General features: G+C 49.6%; 22 protein-coding genes, 2 tRNA genes and 1 pseudogene. 19 read left to right on the top strand and 6 right to left on the bottom strand.

The window, feature by feature from the left end; translation table 11 throughout:
* Position 1 precedes the first annotated feature (1 nt).
* The 6 genes from ACP15Y_RS06025 to ACP15Y_RS06000 form a co-directional block, all read right to left on the bottom strand.
* Positions 2-1,405, bottom strand: coding sequence for a serine hydrolase domain-containing protein (locus ACP15Y_RS06025; protein ID WP_424982096.1), 1,404 nt, complete (start codon positions 1,403-1,405; stop codon positions 2-4).
* A gap of 56 nt (positions 1,406-1,461) precedes the next feature.
* Positions 1,462-2,745: an NAD(P)/FAD-dependent oxidoreductase gene (locus ACP15Y_RS06020; RefSeq protein WP_424982095.1), complete on the bottom strand. Its 1,284-nt coding sequence runs from the start codon at positions 2,743-2,745 to the stop codon at positions 1,462-1,464.
* A 38-nt stretch (positions 2,746-2,783) separates the two neighbouring features.
* Positions 2,784-3,479, bottom strand: coding sequence for a uracil-DNA glycosylase (ung, locus tag ACP15Y_RS06015; protein WP_424982094.1), 696 nt, complete (start codon positions 3,477-3,479; stop codon positions 2,784-2,786).
* A 129-nt stretch (positions 3,480-3,608) separates the two neighbouring features.
* Positions 3,609-3,911, bottom strand: a complete 303-nt coding sequence (locus ACP15Y_RS06010) for a hypothetical protein (protein ID WP_424982093.1) — start codon at positions 3,909-3,911, stop codon at positions 3,609-3,611.
* A 265-nt stretch (positions 3,912-4,176) separates the two neighbouring features.
* Positions 4,177-4,476, bottom strand: coding sequence for a hypothetical protein (locus ACP15Y_RS06005; protein ID WP_424982092.1), 300 nt, complete (start codon positions 4,474-4,476; stop codon positions 4,177-4,179).
* 173 nt (positions 4,477-4,649) lie between these two features.
* Positions 4,650-4,724 (bottom strand) — tRNA-Thr (locus tag ACP15Y_RS06000).
* A 169-nt stretch (positions 4,725-4,893) separates the two neighbouring features.
* Between ACP15Y_RS06000 and ACP15Y_RS05995 the strand changes: the two genes are divergently transcribed.
* The 19 genes and pseudogenes from ACP15Y_RS05995 to ACP15Y_RS05905 all read left to right on the top strand — a co-directional run bounded on the left by ACP15Y_RS05995 (position 4,894) and on the right by ACP15Y_RS05905 (position 19,594).
* Positions 4,894-5,091, top strand: a complete 198-nt coding sequence (locus ACP15Y_RS05995) for a hypothetical protein (protein WP_424982091.1) — start codon at positions 4,894-4,896, stop codon at positions 5,089-5,091.
* Positions 5,092-5,198: 107 nt separating this feature from the next.
* Positions 5,199-6,491 (top strand): UDP-N-acetylglucosamine 1-carboxyvinyltransferase, encoded by a 1,293-nt coding sequence (gene murA, locus ACP15Y_RS05990; RefSeq protein ID WP_424982090.1) that lies wholly within the window; start codon positions 5,199-5,201, stop codon positions 6,489-6,491.
* A 96-nt stretch (positions 6,492-6,587) separates the two neighbouring features.
* A complete protein-coding gene (locus tag ACP15Y_RS05985; protein WP_424982089.1) occupies positions 6,588-7,022 on the top strand; it encodes a DUF2948 family protein in 435 nt (144 codons plus the stop codon).
* 8 nt (positions 7,023-7,030) lie between these two features.
* Positions 7,031-8,323 carry a histidinol dehydrogenase gene (gene hisD, locus ACP15Y_RS05980; RefSeq protein WP_424982088.1) on the top strand — a complete coding sequence of 431 codons (1,293 nt, stop codon included), beginning with the start codon at positions 7,031-7,033 and terminating at the stop codon, positions 8,321-8,323.
* A 27-nt stretch (positions 8,324-8,350) separates the two neighbouring features.
* Positions 8,351-8,815 (top strand): annotated as a pseudogene (locus tag ACP15Y_RS05975) (UPF0262 family protein); the annotation flags it as partial.
* A 6-nt stretch (positions 8,816-8,821) separates the two neighbouring features.
* The gene (locus ACP15Y_RS05970) at positions 8,822-9,313 is read left to right on the top strand and encodes an arsenate reductase ArsC (protein ID WP_424982470.1); all 492 of its coding nucleotides are present in this window, start codon (positions 8,822-8,824) and stop codon (positions 9,311-9,313) included.
* A gap of 62 nt (positions 9,314-9,375) precedes the next feature.
* Positions 9,376-9,594 (top strand): translation initiation factor IF-1, encoded by a 219-nt coding sequence (gene infA / locus ACP15Y_RS05965; RefSeq protein WP_027833738.1) that lies wholly within the window; start codon positions 9,376-9,378, stop codon positions 9,592-9,594.
* Between the two features lie 38 nt (positions 9,595-9,632).
* Entirely contained in the window at positions 9,633-10,265 is a 633-nt protein-coding gene (locus ACP15Y_RS05960) for a Maf family nucleotide pyrophosphatase (protein ID WP_424982087.1), read from the top strand.
* A gap of 9 nt (positions 10,266-10,274) precedes the next feature.
* Positions 10,275-10,484 (top strand): DNA gyrase inhibitor YacG, encoded by a 210-nt coding sequence (gene yacG / locus ACP15Y_RS05955; protein WP_424982086.1) that lies wholly within the window; start codon positions 10,275-10,277, stop codon positions 10,482-10,484.
* A 126-nt stretch (positions 10,485-10,610) separates the two neighbouring features.
* Positions 10,611-10,686: transfer RNA gene (locus ACP15Y_RS05950), tRNA-Phe, on the top strand.
* A 520-nt stretch (positions 10,687-11,206) separates the two neighbouring features.
* Positions 11,207-11,611, top strand: coding sequence for a helix-turn-helix domain-containing protein (locus ACP15Y_RS05945; RefSeq protein ID WP_424982085.1), 405 nt, complete (start codon positions 11,207-11,209; stop codon positions 11,609-11,611).
* A gap of 13 nt (positions 11,612-11,624) precedes the next feature.
* Positions 11,625-12,167 carry a hypothetical protein gene (locus ACP15Y_RS05940; RefSeq protein ID WP_424982084.1) on the top strand — a complete coding sequence of 181 codons (543 nt, stop codon included), beginning with the start codon at positions 11,625-11,627 and terminating at the stop codon, positions 12,165-12,167.
* Positions 12,168-12,451: 284 nt separating this feature from the next.
* Positions 12,452-13,282: a hypothetical protein gene (locus ACP15Y_RS05935; protein ID WP_424982082.1), complete on the top strand. Its 831-nt coding sequence runs from the start codon at positions 12,452-12,454 to the stop codon at positions 13,280-13,282.
* Between the two features lie 273 nt (positions 13,283-13,555).
* On the top strand, positions 13,556-14,209 hold the full coding sequence (locus ACP15Y_RS05930; RefSeq protein ID WP_424982081.1) for a hypothetical protein: 654 nt from the start codon (positions 13,556-13,558) through the stop codon (positions 14,207-14,209).
* Entirely contained in the window at positions 14,209-14,538 is a 330-nt protein-coding gene (locus ACP15Y_RS05925) for a DUF3768 domain-containing protein (protein ID WP_424982080.1), read from the top strand. The genes ACP15Y_RS05930 and ACP15Y_RS05925 overlap by 1 nt, the downstream gene beginning before the upstream one ends.
* Positions 14,539-14,649: 111 nt before the next feature.
* Positions 14,650-15,048, top strand: coding sequence for a hypothetical protein (locus ACP15Y_RS05920; protein WP_424982079.1), 399 nt, complete (start codon positions 14,650-14,652; stop codon positions 15,046-15,048).
* Complete coding sequence (locus ACP15Y_RS05915; RefSeq protein WP_424982078.1) at positions 15,045-15,239, top strand: hypothetical protein; 195 nt, start codon at positions 15,045-15,047, stop codon at positions 15,237-15,239. Before ACP15Y_RS05920 ends, ACP15Y_RS05915 begins: the two co-directional genes overlap by 4 nt.
* A gap of 399 nt (positions 15,240-15,638) precedes the next feature.
* Positions 15,639-18,827 carry a helicase-related protein gene (locus ACP15Y_RS05910; RefSeq protein ID WP_424982077.1) on the top strand — a complete coding sequence of 1,063 codons (3,189 nt, stop codon included), beginning with the start codon at positions 15,639-15,641 and terminating at the stop codon, positions 18,825-18,827.
* Positions 18,824-19,594 (top strand): DUF4391 domain-containing protein, encoded by a 771-nt coding sequence (locus tag ACP15Y_RS05905; RefSeq protein WP_424982076.1) that lies wholly within the window; start codon positions 18,824-18,826, stop codon positions 19,592-19,594. Before ACP15Y_RS05910 ends, ACP15Y_RS05905 begins: the two co-directional genes overlap by 4 nt.
* Positions 19,595-19,596 lie beyond the last annotated feature (2 nt).

Genomic DNA, 19,596 nt, shown 5'->3' with positions numbered 1-19,596 from the left:
TTCAGTTGCGTAAAATTTCCAAAACAGAAGCGACAAGAGGTTGCGGCTTATAGCCGAGACGGGATGGGGTTAGCCCTAGGCGCACAACCACTAATTCTTCCTCTGGGCTTATGGCGATGGATTGCCCATCATGTCCCAGCATCCAAATCATATCGTCTGGTAGGCCCAAACCATCGTCAGGGTTTAGCTGATCTGGTGTATGACCACGCGGACCATGCAGCCACAATTGCCCTTGGCCATATTCATTTTCGCCCCAAGGGGTGACTGATTTTGGCGTTGGCGAAATCATGAAATCGAAAAAGGTCTCTGGTAAAATCTCCTTGCCAAACCATTGGCCGCGTTTTGCCATCATCAAGCCAAATCGCGCCCAGTCATGCGCCGTCGCATAGAGATAAGAAGAGCCCATAAAGGTGCCACTTGCGTCCATTTCAAATACGGCGCTTCGCATGCCGAGCGGCTCGAACAATGCACGATCCGGCCAAAATAAGGAGTTTGCGCCCAGCTCATTTTGCCAAATACGCGCCAAGATGACACTGGTGCCCGAAGAATACTCAAACTGCGCATTGCCAACATCGTCCTGTAAATCTCGTTCAGCAACAAAGGCAGCAGAATCTTCTGTGAGATAAAGCATGCGGGTTACGTCTGAAACGTCGCCATAGTCCTCGTTCCACGCCAAACCACTTTCCATGCCCATCAACATTTTCAGGCTTATGTTCGCCCGCATATCATTATGCCAATTTGTCATCAGGTCCGTGCGGTTGAGGCTGAAATCATCCGTCAGCAATGCGCCAATCAATGCCGCATTCACTGTTTTGGTCATCGACCAGCCAACAAGAGGTGTTCGCGCGTCAAAGCCCTCGCCATAACGTTCAGCAACAATGCGACCTTTATGTACGACGACCACAGCACGCATGTCGGGCCCGGTTAAAACCGGATTGTCCATCACATCTTGCAGCAAATCGCTTTGAGACTGGATCACCTTGTCGCCCATCGGCCAAATGCTATCCGCATCATATTGTGCGAATTCCGGTCGCGTTAGGCTGAACTCTGCCAATTGTCCACGATCATTTGAAGGCAAGGCCGCACAGCCCAAGCCGTCTCGATAGGCTGCAGTGCCGGGGGCGAAAATGCCAAACAAACGGGCAGTGACCTGCCGTTGGTCTTCATCCACATCAACACGAACATAGCTTAATAGCGGATGCCCTGGTGCTTGCACGTCATTTTGCAAAACCAATTGCGGATCACGATCAGCCACAAACACATTGGAACAAACAATCTTGGCAGCATAATTGGTGCCAACGCGCAAAAGATCGGGTGGTGCGGTCAACAGAAAGGCGAAACCGCCGACCAGCACGAGCAAAAGTGCCACAACTACCCATTTAATGGCTGATTTTACGCGCCGCATTTTGTTCTCCCTACCAAAGTTTGGTCATTGAATTTGTTTTTAAAGGTCAAATCAAGTCAATGGCTGCGTTCTTCCCACCAATCTTGCGCCTGCATGGCCCAGTAGGCCATTTGCGTGCCCATGCGTCCGACCAAACCACCGCTCCAGCGAGCCTTATAGGGAGAAAACAGACGATAGCGATCGGAACTGCCCATTATGGCTTCGGCTACAAGATTGCCGATGAGGGCGGTGGTGTTTAAACCATGCCCGCCAGTTGCGGTGGCGGACCAAATGCCCGGTTCTAGCTCGCCCAATAGGGGCATCTTATGCACACAATATCCCATTAGGCCGGACCACGCATATTCGATCTCAATTTGATCCAATTGCGGATAAATAGCCTTTATATCTTCACCCAACAGCTTAGCCAGCTCTTTGGGTGCGGACTTTTGCGTTGTGATGCGCCCACCCCAAAGCAGGCGCTGACTAGCATCGACCAGGCGATAATAGTCGCCCGCGCGGCGCGTGTCCGAAATGGCGCCGCGATATGTAATGGCCCGTTCAAGCAAGGTGCGCATCGGCTTTGTAGTTACCACATATGTGGCAACAGGCAGCACTGCGCCTTCAATTCGTGGATAAAGATTATGCAAATATGCAGAACCACAAAGCACCACTTGGCCGCATTGAATGCGATAACCATTCTTGGTTGTGAGCTCAAATCCGTTGGTGAGTTTTTGTAGGTCGATCGCAGGACTATTCACAAAAATATGCGCGCCGAGTTTGCGGGCATCGTCGGCCAGACCAAGCGCATAATTCAGCGGGTGAATATGCACAGCGTTGAAATCTTCTAGGCCCTGATGATAGACATTTGTGCGCAAAAGGCTGCGCACTTCTTCTGTGCTGCGCGCTTCATAGTTTGCGCCATAAAACTCATTCATTTGCGCGGCTTTACGCAACATGGTGTCGCCCACATCGTGGCGCACGACCGACATCCAATTGTGGCCCATTGGCTTTTGTGGCACCGCAAAGCCGGCCATCCGGTCTTTCACATATTGCGTGCCCTCTTGCGACAATTGAAACAGCGATTTGGCATGTTCACGACCTAGCTCCTGCTCAATTGCGCCTATACCTTCGGCAAATCCATCAGAGACAAAGCCGCCATTGCGACCGGAAGCACCCCAGCCAATTTCGTTTGCCTCCAGCACGCATACCGATTTGCCGCCAGCGTTCAGCTCACGCGCAGCGGTAAGTCCGGCAAGGCCCGCACCGACAATGCAAACATCTGCTTGTATGTGGCCTTTTAGGGTCGAGAATGGCGCGATCTTGATCTGCGTGTCTGTATAAAAACTATCGATGTAGGGCATGTTGGAATCGCTAAAAGAAAAAAGGTTGGACCACTATCTTAGTCGATTTCCACTTGCTCGGGAAGTTGCCATTCTATGGGCGCGCGACCGTTCTCCTGCAAGAACGCATTCGCCTTTGAGAAATGGCCGCACCCTAAAAATCCACGATGTGCGGAAAGGGGCGAGGGGTGAGGCGCTGTTAGCACCAAATGACGGTCTCGATTGATAAAGCTGGCCTTCTTCTGCGCATAGCTACCCCAAAGCAAAAACACGCTAGGTGAAGCCTGTTCATTCACCCGATGAATGATTGCATCGGTGAACTTTTCCCATCCTTTGCCCTGATGTGCGCCAGCTTGCCCACGTTCCACAGTAAGCACGCTATTGAGCAGTAAAACGCCCTGCTTTGCCCAACTCTCCAAAAAGCCATGCTTTGGCGGCGATATGCCAAGGTCGCGTTCTATTTCTTTATAAATGTTGATTAGGGAAGGGGGGATACGCACGCCGGGTCGCACACTGAAACTAAGACCATGTGCTTGCCCAGGACCATGATAAGGATCTTGCCCCAAAATCACGACTTTCACGTCGCCCAGTGGCGTAAGGTCAAGCGCCCTGAAGTAGTTTGAACCTACAGGAAATATCGTTGCGTTTTGAGATTTTCGCTCCAGCAAAAACGCCTTGAGATCTTGCATGTAAGCGCTGGCAAACTCCCCTGCCAACGCCTCTTTCCAGCTGTCTTCCAATTGAATATCGTTCATCTGAAACAATCCCCTACCAACGTCCTAAGAGGGTACTGAATTTCTGCAGTTCAGCAAGGCCATAAAAAAAGCCCGCCGAGAAAATGAAAATATCTGGCGGACTCTATGCTTGATGGATAGAAGGTATGGTTACTCTGGATATTCCATGCACGGATTGTATTCAAAGCGTGCATTTATGGACATCTCGCACTCTTCTTCATTTTTTGCTGGACCAGAACGTGTAGCGCCAGATGCATTTTCTTCGATCATGCAGTTCTGCATTTTCACGCCATCACGAATATCCATGTCGCCTGAGCGTGGGAAAATACACAGAATATCCCATGTACAGCTACCATCGTTCGGCCAAGGATATACCGGTTCATGACAAGCAGCGAAAGCAGACGTAGCGCTAAACACACTGAAGAACACCGCAGGTAGGATTAGTTTTTTCATTGGATTTCCTCCCTTAACCAATTGTTAACCAATTGCCGCGGTGTTAATTTTGCATTTTTTTTAATTAGTCGCAATTGCAATTGCGAATCACTCTTAAATTTCATGCTTAACGAAGATCTCGTAAGACTATGCTAGAGTGCCTAAAATAGATTGGCCGCAGGGAACGAATGCGCTTAGGAAGCGAATTTAAGTCCAAGAAGTTATGCGCTGGCAGATTTTCCGTCAACGCGTCATTCCAGAGTTTTGTAGTTAGCTGTTTTAGTGGCTAAAATCCGCTGCCAGGTGCTTCTGGGCCATCTGGACCCTGCGGATCTTCAGGCTCTTCAGGTTCGGTATGAGGCGGCGGCGCGTAGTCCGATTTTTTAGATCGATCAAGATGACATTGTTGCATCTTTACACCATCTTTAATGTCCATATCGCCAGAACGGCCTAGGAAACAAAATACATCAAAAACACATACGCCATCATTTGGCCAAGGATATTCCGGTTCATGGCAAACCTCCGCTAGTGCGGACGATGTGCCCAATAATGCTGTCAAAGTGGCAGCAATAAAAAATCGTTTCATTTTTTTACCCCATCTTATGGTGAGAATCACCAAGCAATGGGGAAGTGGTTGCATCTTAAGTGCATCAAATCAATGGGGATTTCCCCATCACATTTTAATCAATTAATGCGATAATTAAGTGTATCGCGCTGGGCAGTTCAGCGGTGCAACGAGATAAAATATTTGAGGAAAAATGGTGCTGCCGGAGAGAATTGAACTCTCGGCCTCTCCCTTACCAAGGGAGTGCTCTACCCCTGAGCTACGGCAGCAATTGCGTGATCTAAGACTGATCATAGGCGACACGAATGTTTCGCATCAAGCGCCGTGGTTACTGCCACAATGATTTGTACAACGCAAGGGGAAAACTGGACGAGCATGTAAAAAACATGCAAGAAACAGAGCAAACATGTCGGTGTAGGATTTTCACCCCAATAGAACGTGATTGAAGTGATGACATCTCAGCCCCAAAAATCAAAAGATGAGTTGAAAAAAGAACGACTTGCCGCGCAGCTGCGGGCGAATTTGCGCCGTAGGAAAAGTCAATCAAAAGCACGGGTTGAAGCGCCCACTGGGCTGGCTGAACGCCCAAAGGGAAAACCCAGCGCATTTGAAAAAATGAAACAAAATAAGGAATAAGTGCTCATTTGCGCGCTTAAATGCTACCTTTTGGCCGCATTTTTGTTCATAAGGTGAGCCACGAATTATCTCAGATCCCCTGTCGGATCACGCTAAAAGGAAAAAATATGGATCGCATTCGATTGGTAGGTGGCAATGAGCTTAACGGTGAATTGCCAATTTCCGGCGCTAAAAACGCCGCGCTGCCCCTCATGATTGCATCTTTGTTGACCAAAGATCCCTTAGTTCTCAACAATGTTCCTCGCCTCGCTGACGTAAAACAGCTTGAGCGCATTTTGGAAAATCACGGTGTGGATATTTCTGTGCAAGGCCGTCGTCGTGGTGATGATGATATGCAAGGCCAGCGCATTACGTTCACAGCCCACGACATCGTGGATACCTGTGCGCCTTATGAATTGGTCTCCACCATGCGCGCCAGCTTTTGGGTGATTGGCCCGCTTTTGGCACGAATGGGCGAAGCACGCGTCTCGATGCCTGGTGGCTGCGCCATTGGCACACGGCCAGTCGATTTCTATATCGATGGCCTGCAGCAACTTGGCGCCGAGATCGAAATTGATGGCGGATATGTGAATGCAAAAGCCCCCGGTGGACGCCTTAAAGGTGGCAAAGTGGTGCTGCCGCGCATTTCAGTTGGTGCAACCCATGTGATCATGATGGCTGCCACATTGGCCGAAGGCACGTCCGTGATTGAAAATGCAGCGATGGAACCTGAGGTGACCAATCTCGCGGAATGTTTGGTCGAAATGGGCGCAAAAATCGAAGGCGTAGGTACACGTACGCTCACCATTCAAGGTGTTGAAGCATTGCACGGCGCTGAAGTTGATGTGATCCCTGATCGGATTGAAACGGGCACTTATGCCATGGCCGTGGCGATGACGGGCGGCAATGTGTTGCTGAAAGGCGCAAATGCAGCCCATCTGCAAGCGGCGCTTGATGTGCTGAAAGAAACAGGGGCAGAGGTCATTGAAGAAGATGACGGTATTCGCATTGTGAAAAACGGCAATGCGGTAAAGCCGATCGATGTGGATGTTTCTGAATATCCTGGCTTCCCCACCGATTTGCAGGCGCAATATATGGCACTGATGAGCCGCGCCGACGGCACATCTACAATTCGCGAAACCATTTTTGAAAATCGCTTCATGCATGTAAGCGAATTGGCGCGGCTGGGCGCTCATATTGATGTGGAAGGCCAAGCGGCTGAAGTCACTGGCGTGGAGCATCTAAAAGGCGCACAAGTGATGGCGACGGATCTGCGTGCATCTGTTTCATTAGTGATCGCCGGTTTGGCAGCGGAAGGCGAAACCATCGTCAACCGCATTTATCACCTAGATCGGGGCTTTGAACGGCTTGAAGACAAGCTTAGCCGTTGCGGCGCAAAAATCGAACGTGTCTCTGGCTAAACTCTGGGGCAGGCAAGAAAACTTGGCCTGCCCATTGTGAACCCACCTCACACACATTAGGTATGACCCAAGGCTTGATAATGCAGGGAACCGAAAATGGCTGATCTCAAATTGCTCGCACTCGACCAAGAAGACTTGGACGTCATCGCGACCTACACGCAAGATGCCATCATCAAAGTGGGTGACATGGGTTTTGCACCAAATGACAAACGCTTTGCTTTTTTGATGAACCGCTTTGCTTGGGAAGCAGGCGAAAAATCGAGAAAGGGTGAGCGCCGGCGCGCTGCTATGCATTTTGACCATGTGTTGAGCGCCAAAACCTCTGGTTTTGACATTAACGCTAAAGATGGTGTTCTGGAGCTTTTGACCGTCCGCTTTTCAGAAGGCGACGCGCCTTCTGGCGTGGTGACGCTTGAATTTGCTGGTGGCGGATCTGTCGCGCTGGAAGTGGAATGTTTGGAAGCCCGTTTGGCTGATCTAGGTGCCGCATGGCGCGCAAAAGCCAAACCCACCCACGAACTTGAAGAATAGGTAAGTATATGCCGCAAAGACTGCGCACCGCTGACGCTGATTTTGAAAACAAATTTGACCTGCTGCTGAATGCCAAACGCGAATCCTCGGTTGAGGTGAGCGATGCGGTGGCCGAAATTCTTTACCAGGTGGAGCAGCATGGTGACGCAGCGCTGATTGAACTCACCGAAAAATTTGACGATCTTCAGCTTTCGCCTGAAGGGTTGGCTTTTGATCAAGATGAGATCGACCAAGCCTATCTCGATACGCCGGATGAACTGATCAATGCGCTCAAACATGCGTATAAGCGCATTACGGCTTATCATGAACGGCAAATGCCAAAGGATGAATTGTTCGAAGACGAGCAGGGCGTCACGCTAGGGTCGAAATGGAACGCGGTCGATGCAGTGGGTATCTACGTGCCCGGTGGCCTCGCCAGCTATCCTTCTTCCGTGTTGATGAATACAGCCCCAGCACGAGTTGCGGGCGTGGAGCGGGTCGCCATGATGGTGCCTACACCCGGTGGCAAGGTGAACCCAACGGTGTTAGCGGCTGCCAAAATTGCGGGGGTAGATGAAATCTATCGCATCGGTGGAGCGCAAGCGATTGGTGCATTGGCATTCGGTACGCAATCTATCGCCCCGGTGAACAAAATTGTCGGCCCAGGCAATGCTTTTGTTGCCGCCGCCAAACGCAAAGTGTTCGGCAAGGTGGGCATCGATATGATTGCTGGCCCGTCAGAAGTACTTGTTATTGCTGATGAGAGCGCCAACCCGGCTTGGATTGCTGCTGATCTGTTGGCACAGGCCGAACACGACACAGCCGCTCAATCCATTTTGGTGACCACCAGTACCAAACTAGCCGATGATGTGATGGCCGAAGTCGAACGTCAGCTGAACCTGCTGCCGAAGAAGCATTTGGCAGGTCCGTCTTGGGCTGATTATGGCGCGGTGATCGAAGTGAAAGATCTCGACGAAGCGTTCAGCATTTCCAACCGCATGGCGCCGGAACATTTGGAATTGTCGCTCGATAATGCGCAACAATATGTCCACAAAGTGCGGCACGCTGGCGCAATCTTTTTGGGGCACCATACGCCCGAAGCGATTGGCGATTACATTGGTGGCACAAACCACGTATTGCCCACAGCGCGATCTGCACGCTATGCCTCTGGCTTGAATGTGCATGATTTTATCAAACGCATTTCGATTTTGGGGTGCTCGCCGTCTTCATTATCGGCCTTGGCACCAGATGCAATCGCGTTGGCAGAAGCAGAAGATTTGCAGGCCCATGGACGTTCGGTCTCAATTCGGCTTAATCTGTAGCCTCGTTTAGATTTCGACATAGGCCACATGCGCATTTTAGACCCTGAAACCGACAAGCTTGTCACCGTTACACTGGATCCGGAAACCATCATTTCCATCGATCCAGACGAGGTGCATGAACGGCGCATCGCGGTTTATGATCTGGTGGATGAAAATGCCTTTGCCCCCACGAATGGGGCGAGCGGTCCATTTGCACTCCACCTGTCGATCCAAGGCAATCATTTGGTTTTGGATGTGCGTAATCCCGAAACCAACGAACCGATCGCCGCACACTTTTTGTCGCTCACACCCATGCGGCATATGATTCGCGACTATTTCCGTATTCGCGACAGTTATTATGACGCAATTAAGAGCGCGCAACCGTTTCAAATTGAAGCAGTGGATATGGGTCGGCGCGGCCTGCACAATGACGCTGCTGAAATGTTGCGCGAGCGCCTTAAGGGCAAGCTGGAGATGGATCTGAATACGGCGCGGCGTCTGTTCACGCTGATTTGCGCGGTGCAGCCTTATGCTGATCGCTCGGTGAGCATCACGCAAAAACAGCCCTCCGTATTGTTTGTGTGTTCAATGAATTCGGTGCGTTCACCCATGGCGGCGGCGCTGGCACGGAAATATTTCCCATCAGAGCTTATTGCGCGTTCAGCTGGCGTCCGTTCGGGCCAAGTTGACCGCTTTGTCCATGATATAATGGAAGAAATCGGCATCGACATGTCGGTGCATACGCCGCACACGATGGACGAACTGGTCGCCACCAGCTTCGATTTGATCGTAACCCTTTCAGATGAAGCGCCTGCTGCGGTAGATGCAAAAAATTATGAAGCGGGAGCGCGCTTGCATTGGGATGTAAGTGACCCCACCTTAGAAGAAGGCAATCGCGAACAGCGTTTAGATGCATATCGGGCCTTGCGAGAAGACCTTTCTCGTCGAATAAAGGCCGAATTGCCCAAAGCCTTGACGGCGGCGCAAGCAAATGGTTCACAAAAGCCGTGATTTTGTATAGTTTGCGCCAACCTATGCTGCTATAAGGCAGAAAAATTAGCTCAGGAGACAGAATGGCTAAAGAAGAAATGCTCGAATTCCCGGGCGTCGTGCAAGAATTGTTGCCGAACGCGACCTTCCGGGTGAAGCTTGAAAATGACCACGAAATCATCGCCCACACTGCGGGTCGGATGCGCAAGAACCGTATTCGCGTTTTGGCAGGCGATAAGGTGCTTGTTGAAATGACACCTTATGATCTGACCAAAGGGCGGATCACCTACCGCTTTAAATAAGCGAAACGCGCTTCGGCGCTGTTGCGGAGTTTTCAACTATGGTGGCCCGTCCAGACCTGATTTTGGCGTCTGCATCGCCGCGCCGCTTGGCGCTGCTCAATCAAATTGGGATTGAGCCGGATCATTTGGTGCCTGCCGATGTTGATGAAACCCCGCTCAAGGGCGAAACAGCGCGCAAACTTGCTGCGCGCTTGGCGCATATGAAGGCCATCGCCACCCAGCATAAAGCCCGCCAAACCGGCATTGACGAAAATGCATTGGTGTTGGGCGGCGATACGGTGGTGGCTGTGGGCCGACGCATTTTGCCCAAAGCTGAAATGCTGGAAGACGCTGCAAACTGCCTCAAGCTTTTGTCTGGCCGTACCCACAAGGTCTATACCGGAGTGTGCGTGCTCACGCCAAGCGGGCAGGCGCGCCGCCGCATGGTGGAAACTAAAATCCGCTTTAAACGCCTGTCCAGCAACGAGGTGGAGGCGTATCTCGCGTCTGGCGAGTGGCAGGGCAAAGCAGGCGGCTATGCCATCCAAGGCATTGCGGGCGCTTTTGTGGTCAAACTGCAAGGCTCTTACCCAGCAGTTATGGGCTTGCCCCTTTTTGAAACCGTATCGCTGTTGAAGGGCGAGGGATATCCTATCCAGTTCAACTGGTTGAACTCCGCTTCAGGCATCTAGGAGCCAGCAATGGCAGACAGCAAAACCCCTGGCGAAACTAAAGTCACCGGCTTGCGCGCGCCCAAACCATGCGTGATGTGCGGCAAACCGAGTGACCGCAAATTCCACCCTTTTTGCTCCAAACATTGCGCAGATCTGGACTTGGGCAAATGGCTCAACGGATCATACGCAATTCCCGTTGTGGAAGAAGATGGAGCTGAATTTGATGAGGAAAATTAACAGCTTGGGCACAAGCTAAATTTTTCTCTCAAAATTGTGCATTTTTTGCATCTCGGCGCTGGACACAACGGATTGAAGGCCCTATAACCTCGCCATCATGCTGATTGCTCCGCGCAATCAAATTGTGCCCGGATAGCTCAGTTGGTAGAGCAGCGGATTGAAAATCCGCGTGTCGGTGGTTCGAATCCGCCTCCGGGCACCACACTTTTTTCCTTTAAATACAGTGTTTTGCGGGTGTATAGTTGCTAATGATTAGCCCTGCTTTATTTGCCCTTAGGTAGCAACCAGGTAGCAATTGTGTTTCCATAAATTAAGTGGGCAGAGGATATTTTAAAACGATTTCCGTTTTGATCGAGTTACAAAATATTGTCGGATTGACGAAAAGTTAAATTTTTACTAACATTTGCAGTATAAAGTCATCTACTGGATGCACTGACATGCAGTCGCGAACCAAATCGTTGATGTGCATGGCATATGTAGCGTAGTTTGATCTCGATTTCTCCATTTGACGGAGATACAGCTACCTTCCTGCGGGGGTACACCGAAGGCATTTTGCCCAAGGGCTATTCAAACAAAACAACCGAGAACCGGTTATCTAGCGCTTTCGCTGGTAGCCGTTTTGCGTGGGCTTTGATTTGAACGGCGCTTGGGCTTTTTTTGTCTCTAACAGCCATCTTCAAAATTCACGCTCCAATTTTAACGTGAATAGGAGATGGCAATTGATGCAATCTTTACTACCGAATATCTCTAAAGCTGACTTCACCTACGTGGTGATTCAGACATTGATAATGCTTTATCGCGCCGACAAGCTCGATGTAGATCACGTTCAAAGCATACTTGAGGCTGAGTTTCCTAAACAAATGGCGCGGAAAAGGCGCAGGCGTGTAGGCAGATTCAAGCGTTCCAGCAAACGCACCGGACGACCTCAATATAACTCCGACGACATGCTGACACCGGATAAGGCAGCCAAGGTGCTCAGTCTTTCAGTCAAAACACTCGCCAATATGCGAAGCGCAGGCGGCGGTCCTGTGTTCTTGAAGCTGGCCAACCGCACCATCCGTTACCGCTATAGCGATCTAGAAGTCTTTATCGCGAATAGCGCGAAGCAAAACACCAGCCAGTATTAAGAAAGGAAACACCGTGAAATCACGTAAAACGCTCACTTTGAATGTTGCCAGAAGGGGCTCTCCGCCTAAGCAACGGGGTCAGAGAACAGTGTACCTAGGTAAAGATTCCGGCCAGTTTAAACCCAATTCAGAAAAGCTTAATCAGCGTCCTAGTCCGGTGCATAAAAGCGTAATGATTGGCATAAAGCACCATGCACCTATTCCATCGAGAACCGTTAAGTTCTCAAGCGAACTGAGTGTTGAGTCAGCGCAGAACCTGGAACAAGTCACTTTTGATGCCGAAAGGCTGGCCACAGCTCTTAAAAGCGACTTGATGGTTATGTCAACCAATGAGTATTCGAGTTTGATGAGCCGGGTTAAGCTGAAGGAGTTAACCGGAAAGATGATGCTCAAGGAACACGAGGTCGCCATACTTCTTCATACGACCGCTGGTGCGCTTAGAAAAAAGAGATCGACCCATTCAAAAAACATGCCTCTATTTGTCAGGAACGGAAGGCGAATTTTGTATGATTTGGAGGACGTGTTGTCTTATATCGAAAATAATAAGTCTTCATAGTCCAGGAATGCCTTGGGTTGCATCTTTTGTGTAGGGTCTAGGTGGGACAATGCGTAACACTTTTTGCCAATGTTACTTTGGAATTTGAATGTATTCGGGGGACACCAGATAACATCGTTGTTACCTGATGTCCCCTAATAAGGATATAAAATTCCTGTTGCTTGTATAGTCATATATATCATTCAGTACACCATTTAGATGCTACAACTATCGCTTTGAATAGCTCCCTTGGCGAATAATGGAAAATATACCCTGTCGCATAAATCGCAGCAAAAGGGGGGAGTATGGTTGAATATCAATCTAAATCACCAATTGAAAAGTTTCGCGCGCAAGAGATGGAAAATCACAAAATACTTCTACAGTACCACAAGGACAAGCGTTCGAATATGGTGGACATTTCACAGGTCATGCCTCTGCTTGCAAGGAGCAAAATGAAGTGCATGTATGCAGTTAATCATTATTCAAGAATTGGATTGATGAGCGTCTTAATGGATGTGATGGCTAAGTCCTGCGATTTTTCAGGTGAACGATTAAGGATGATCACATTCGCGCCAGCCAGATACGCTTTGAATCTTGAAGACGCTAACACATTTAAACCGTCGTCAATGAAAAAGATGATTTCTCACTATATGCAAGGCCATGATTATGTGGGTATGATTGAGCCCGCGTATTATCCAAATAGTTTGCACCCTGAAACATCGCGCAAAGGAGTAATTCACTGGCATGCCCACTTTTTGAGCTGGGGCAGTGGTAAAGTTAAAATAAGCAAAATCAAAAAACTCGCAAATGCTAAACACGATAGTCTTGTGCATGGATGTTCTGCATTCCATACGAAGACCGTAAAGGTGGGGGAGGTTCCGTCAACGCTCGCCTACATCTTTAAATCGCCGAGAAACGCGTATTGTAGCTTTATCTCGGCTCGCGAGGGCCAAAATATTGCGGGTGAAAAGCTATTAGCGTCCATGAAGCAGCGTAAGAAAAGGTTGCGACCTGGCGAGGCAGCGCGATTGGCGCTGGCCATGAAAGATTTCGATTTGGATCAGCTGCTTGTTAGTGGTGGCGAAGGAAAGGTTTTTGTTGAGCAGATTGGCGCACAAGCGTTTGGGCGGAGATGATAGATTTTCCCGTTGAACTTAAACAATTTTTGAAAATTGTCCTTCCACAAAACCGTCACACCGTGTTAAGCGCATTTTGTATATAAGATGTTGTTTTAAAAGACTAAATTTGACATTCAGTCAGTTTTGTGCAATAGTATACCTGCTTTGATGCGATGCATTGAAGCTAGGGGGCGGCCTTCGGGCCGCTCTTTTTGTTGGTAATCATGCCAACTCGCGGCAGACCTTTGAGCTGCCTCAAAACAATTCCCTTCACACACGGAGATTTTTACCATGGCACAACCAGCCAAACAGATGCCCCTTGTCGATTCAAGTGATCAACCCGCAATAATAGTGTTTCATAAGGATGGCGCCGAGCCTGCTAGAGGCTCATGGTTTGCAGCAGACAACGTTATAGCCGCAAAGAAGGGCGCAAAGGCAGATGGCTTTGAAACGCTGGTCGTGAAGAGCAATGAAGCACTTGCCCTGGCCAACCGTGTGCCAAAAGGCCGTGTCTTTGAGCGTAGCGGCAAACTGTTTATGCCCCGCATCCAGAACACCGTGTTTGAGCAACTCACCAAGCTCGCGCCGAAAAAGCGTAAGGCAGCACATTTGCAAGTTGTGGATAGCAGTGCCGGTAAACCAGGTGACGCAAAGGAAGCGCCAGCAAGTGAACGTAAGGCTGAGGATGGCCCTGTGCGTCCAAAGGGAGCGCCGCCACAGGACTGGTCCAAAATGGGTGTGGGCAGCCTGGTGCTGACCCGTGACATCGAGGAGGATGATGAAGCCTTCTACCTCGCTGTTGTTGTGGGCAAGTTCAATGCAACGACTTACTCGCTCAAATGGCGTGACTATCCTGAAATCGATCCAATCACACGTGATGTGACCCAATTGGCGTTGTTGCACCCAAAAGTTGATGTGACAGAGCTTGATTGGGAGATGGAATAATGCTGACCGCCAATGTGCGCATTCGCCAACTCAATGATGCGTTTAGATCCAATATGCAGGGTGGTCAGATCTTCATCACACCAGGCATTAGTGAGTTGCCAATTGATAGTCAGCTTGCCCTTCTTGAAAAGGTGAGGACATTCGATCAATTCGATGAAGATAATGATCCCCACAACGAGCATGATTTTGCGGCCATTGACATGCAGGGTGTGCGCTATTTTTGGAAAATTGATTATTACGATCCCAAACTGGAATGTGGCTCATCAGACCCGGCCGACCCCAGCCAGACCTGTCGTGTTTTAACAATCATGTGTGCGAATGAATATTAGAACAAAAGGGGATCAAACATAAAAGTTGATCCCTGCACGCACTGAAAGGTACGGCGCACAAAAGACGCACAAAGCCCCGCATATTTTGACAGAAAGTTTTTGGAACAGATTATGATTGAACAACTTGCAAATGCCGCAACGTTTGGCTTTGGTGCCAGCTTCGGACGTGACCTTTACCGTGCAGCCAAAAAGAATCCCATCATTTGGGCGATCATCGGCATCCTGATGATTGCGTTTGGTTGGCGCAATTTATATCTCGGTGTTGGCCGTGGACCACTTTACAAATTCTTTGTGAACTATCTTGGATCGGCCATTTTGATCATCATTGGCACGGCAGGTTTTTTGGCAGTTGGGCTAATGGCGATGAAGGAGATGGGTGGTTTGCCGCTATTGATTGCTCTGGGACTTATTCTGGTTTCTACCATCGCGGGTAACATCTGGGGTATTAAAGACCGCAAAAAAAACGCGTGCAAGCGGCGGAGGTCGCACAACACAACAAAGAGTTCATGATTGAAACTGGTTTGAGCGATAGCGACTTTGACAGTGAGCTTTTGCAGGACCAGGAGGGTAATCTATTGAAGTTAGTTGAGCAAACTGACGACAAGATCGTGTTTTCGGTTTCGGGCAAACGCGGGTATCGCGCGGCCATTAAGCTCGAGAATGGCCGTATGATTGATTATACGGGGGTAGTGAGGCATTAGGCGAGGCTACCCCCCTCAAGCGATAAACGCCGTAGAAAAGGGCTTTATGTAATGCAAGGCGGCCATTTAAGCGAGTCGATTGCTGAATAACCCGCGCAGCCTAGATCCACTTAATCTTTTGACAAACGCAATGAATGCAGAAGCAGAATTCAACCTTCGGACTGGTTGAAGGGCCGGTTAGCGGACTTTGACACATTCGCTTGGTCATCACGAATTACCAAATTGGGCGGGAAGCGGACTTGCGGAAGAGCAACGTTATCGCCGTCCTTCTTCAGCATAGCAGACGTCCAAACAACAGGTTTTATTGATAGGGCTATAAAAACATGCCCTAGTGTTCGCCGATATCAGAATCGTAGTATTTGCTTTCCGTGTGAAAGACAAAATGAAAGATGCATTACATTGCTGATTGACAACAAAAACCATGGAAGAGTCAGCGATGTGCTCAAAGACGCCCTAACATTGGATTCAAAGCTCTCTGTTCTGGCGGGGCTTTTTTCTGTCTACGGTTTTTCTGAACTTAAGTCAGAGTTGACTAGGCTTCGATCCGTTCGCCTATTGCTAGGCCAACCGAAAGCCCGTGATCAGTTCTCGTTGGCCGGAACAAGCGATGAAGCAGGGCTGCGAAATAACCTGGATCTGCAACAGATCGCGGCTGAGTGTTATGACTGGATTAAGAAAAGCGCAGATGTCCGCATGCTGGACTCATCACCAATCTCGCAGAACATATTTGGAATTGAGAACACGGAAAACACCGTCTCGATAACCGGCTCATCAGACTTCACCGCTAGAGGTCTGGGCACAGTGCGTTCCAACGCTTTCGCAATGAACACGGTAACAACCGAGCCCGCTGCTGCAAAACAGCTGATACAATGGTTTGAAACGATCTGGAACGATCCGACAGCTACCAGCGACGTCAAAGAAGATTTACTGCGTAACCTGTCGAGCCTGGCTCAGGACAAGCCAGCTAACCAGATATACTTTTTGACGCTCTTCAATCTGTTCAGAGATTTTCTAGAAGACATAGATGAAGAGAACATCATCCGGTCCAAAACCGGTTTTAAAGACACCATAGTTTGGAACAAGCTTTATAAGTTTCAAAGGGATGGCGTCATCGGTGCGATCGATAAGCTTGAACGCTACAACGGGTGCATCATTGCCGATAGCGTCGGGCTTGGGAAAACCTTCGAGGCTCTGGCGGTTATCAAATACTATGAGCTTCGAAATGATCGGGTTTTGGTTCTTGTTCCCAAAAAGCTGCGTGAGAATTGGACGGTCTACACGGTCAATGACAAGAGAAACCTACTTGCCGCAGATCGTTTCAATTACGATGTTCTCAATCATACGGACCTCAGTCGGGCTTCAGGGAAATCTGGTGAAATCAATCTCGAAACCCTGAACTGGGGCAACTATGACCTCATCGTCATCGATGAATCTCACAATTTCCGAAACAACAATCCACGGGCTGACGGCGTTACGCGCTATCAAAAGCTGATGCAGGACGTCATCAAGAGTGGCGTTGAAACAAAAGTGCTTTTGTTGTCGGCGACACCGGTCAACAATCGTCTGAATGACCTCAAAAACCAAGTCGCATTCATCACCGAGGGAAAAGACGCTGCTTTGTTGGATATGGGTATCCCAAGCATAAATCTGACTCTACGCAGAGCCCAGACCCAGTTTAACACCTGGTTGAAAAAGCCCGAAGCCGAGCGCACCACCGAGAGCTTGCTCGAAAGCCTGAACTTCGCATATTTCAAGCTGCTTGATCTGCTGACAATCGCCCGCTCTCGGCGACATATCGAAAAGTACTACGATACCACGGAAATCGGGAAATTCCCTGAGCGCCTCAAGCCACAAAACGTTAAAAGCGATATCGACATTCAGGGTCGCTTCCCGGCGCTCAAAGACATCAATCGCTCGATCAAGAAGCTTAGCTTGGCGGCTTATGCACCGCTCGATTATGTCCGCTTGGATAAGCAGGAAGAATATAGCCGCCGATATGACCAACAGGTCAAAGGCGGGACATCAACACTTAAGCAGGTTGATCGTGAGCGCAGCCTTATCCGCTTGATGCGCGTGAACATGCTCAAGCGAATGGAAAGCTCTATCCATTCCTTTGCGCTGACAGTCGAGAAGATTCACACGCAGGTGGGCGACTTCCTTGCGCGGATTGAAGCGCATGAGGCTGCTGAGATAGAAGAACTATCCATTGAAGATTTTGACGCAGAAGCGCCTGAGCTTGCGGATTTAGCGATCGGGAAGAAGGTCAAGGTTCTGATCCAGGATTTAGACCTGCACCGAATGAAGCAGGATTTGGCCGCAGACTACGAGCTGCTTGGATATCTCTTAGCAGAGGCTCGCAACGTCGCCAGCGCGGATGATGCGAAGCTGGCCAAGCTGAAGGACACTATCGCCAAAAAGCTGGAGACCCCGATCAATGGTGGAAACAGGAAGGTGATCGTATTCACTGCCTTCTCTGACACTGCCGAATATCTCTACAAGCATATTGTGGCGTGGGCTCAACAAGAATTTGGATTGCATGCCGCCCTTGTCACAGGAAGCGGCAGCAATCAATGCACGATCAAGGGCTTGCCCAGAGACCTGAACAACATCCTCACCTGGTTTTCTCCAACCTCGAAAGAGCGCGACAAGATAGACCCTGACGCGGACCAGGATATCGACATTCTCATTGCAACGGACTGCATCTCTGAGGGGCAAAACCTGCAGGACTGTGACATGCTGATCAACTACGACATCCATTGGAATCCGGTTCGAATTATCCAGCGGTTCGGTCGTGTTGATCGTTTGGGGTCGAAAAATGACGCCATTCAGCTGACCAATTTTTGGCCGAATATGGAACTCGACGAGTATATCAATCTTGAAGCTCGGGTAAGTGGGCGCATGGTGTTGTTGGATATCAGCGCCACGGGCGAAGAAAATGTCATCGAGTACGATGAAACCCGCCAGATGAATGACCTGGAGTACCGCCGCAAACAGATGAAGCAACTTCAGGAAACCGTGATTGACCTGGAAGACATGGATGGCAGTGTGTCGATCACCGACATGACCCTCAATGACTTCCGGATGGACCTATCCGGTTACATGAAGCAACACATGGAAGCTCTTGAGGATGCGCCTTGCGGTTTTCATGCGGTTGTTTCCAACAACGTGCCTGAAGCCATTCCGGGCGTGATCTTCTGCCTTCGGGACACAAAAGGCAGTGTCACGACCGAAGACACCTATGCGCTTGCTCCAAATTTCATTGTCTTCGTATCTGACGAAGGTGAAGTGGTGTTCAATCACCTACAAGCCAAAAAGAGCCTCGATCTCTTCAAGAAGCTGGCCGCCACGACAGAAAATCTGGATGCCGACGCCATTGCCAAGCTTAACGGTGACACGCGCAAGCTCAAGGATATGGTCCATTATCGATCTCTTCGGGACATCGCCATTGCCAGTATCATCGGCAAAAATGATGAGAAAGGCGTCGAGAGTCTTTTCAACCGAGGCGGAACAACACTGACGGGGTCGCATCTGAAAGGCTCAGGTGATTTTGAGGTTGTCACATTCTTCATCATCAAGGAGGGCGCATGACGACCAGGTCTCTTACTTTCCTGGAAATTCCCGAAAACTGCTGGCTCGACAAGCCGCTGTTCAAGAAGCTGTTTCTGGATCATGGTGAGTTGGATGCGACCGAGAAGAAGGCGCTCAGTGAAGACGTTGAGCGTATCCGCTGGCGCTACACACTGAAGCCTGACACCATCAACCTTGCCCCCTATGCCGACGATCAACGCGAGTATCTTGAAGTGGCGGTCCTTACCGTTGAACTGGCGGATGCCAAACGCATCAACCGTCTGGCTGGACTTATCCACCGCGCAATACCCTATCCTTTGATCATTGTTTTTGAATGCGATGGCAAGCTGGCGTTCAGTGTAGCTGAGAAACGGATCAATCAGGCCGACAAGTCCAGGCTGGTGATCGAAGATCGCTGGCTTACGGGATGGATTGACCTGTCTGATCCAAGCACGGCGCAAGAGACCTTTCTGTCATCGATCGGGCTGTCCCGACTGCCTTCGACAAATTTCTATGCGCTCTATCAGGCCTTTGTCGCACAAGTCATAGCCCTGATCGCCGCAGAACGCACAGGAACATTTGCACCAGCCACGGTTGCCGTTGCGCGCCACCACGCCGAAACGCTACAAGAGATCAACACGCTGGACCGCGAGATCGCCGAGCTTCGCGCCAAACTCAAGAAAGAGACACAGATGTCCGGGAAAATATTGCTGAATTCTGAGATTAAAAAGCACAAGGATGCTATAGTCTTTCTCGAACAAAAACTTGATTCCAATAATATAAATTGATT

Origin of the sequence: Maritalea sp. S77 (assembly GCF_049801075.1) — a bacterium.
Lineage (GTDB): Bacteria > Pseudomonadota > Alphaproteobacteria > Rhizobiales > Devosiaceae > Maritalea.
The sequence above is the reverse complement of the archived record's forward strand: the minus strand, read 5'-3'. Positions and strand labels throughout refer to the sequence as shown.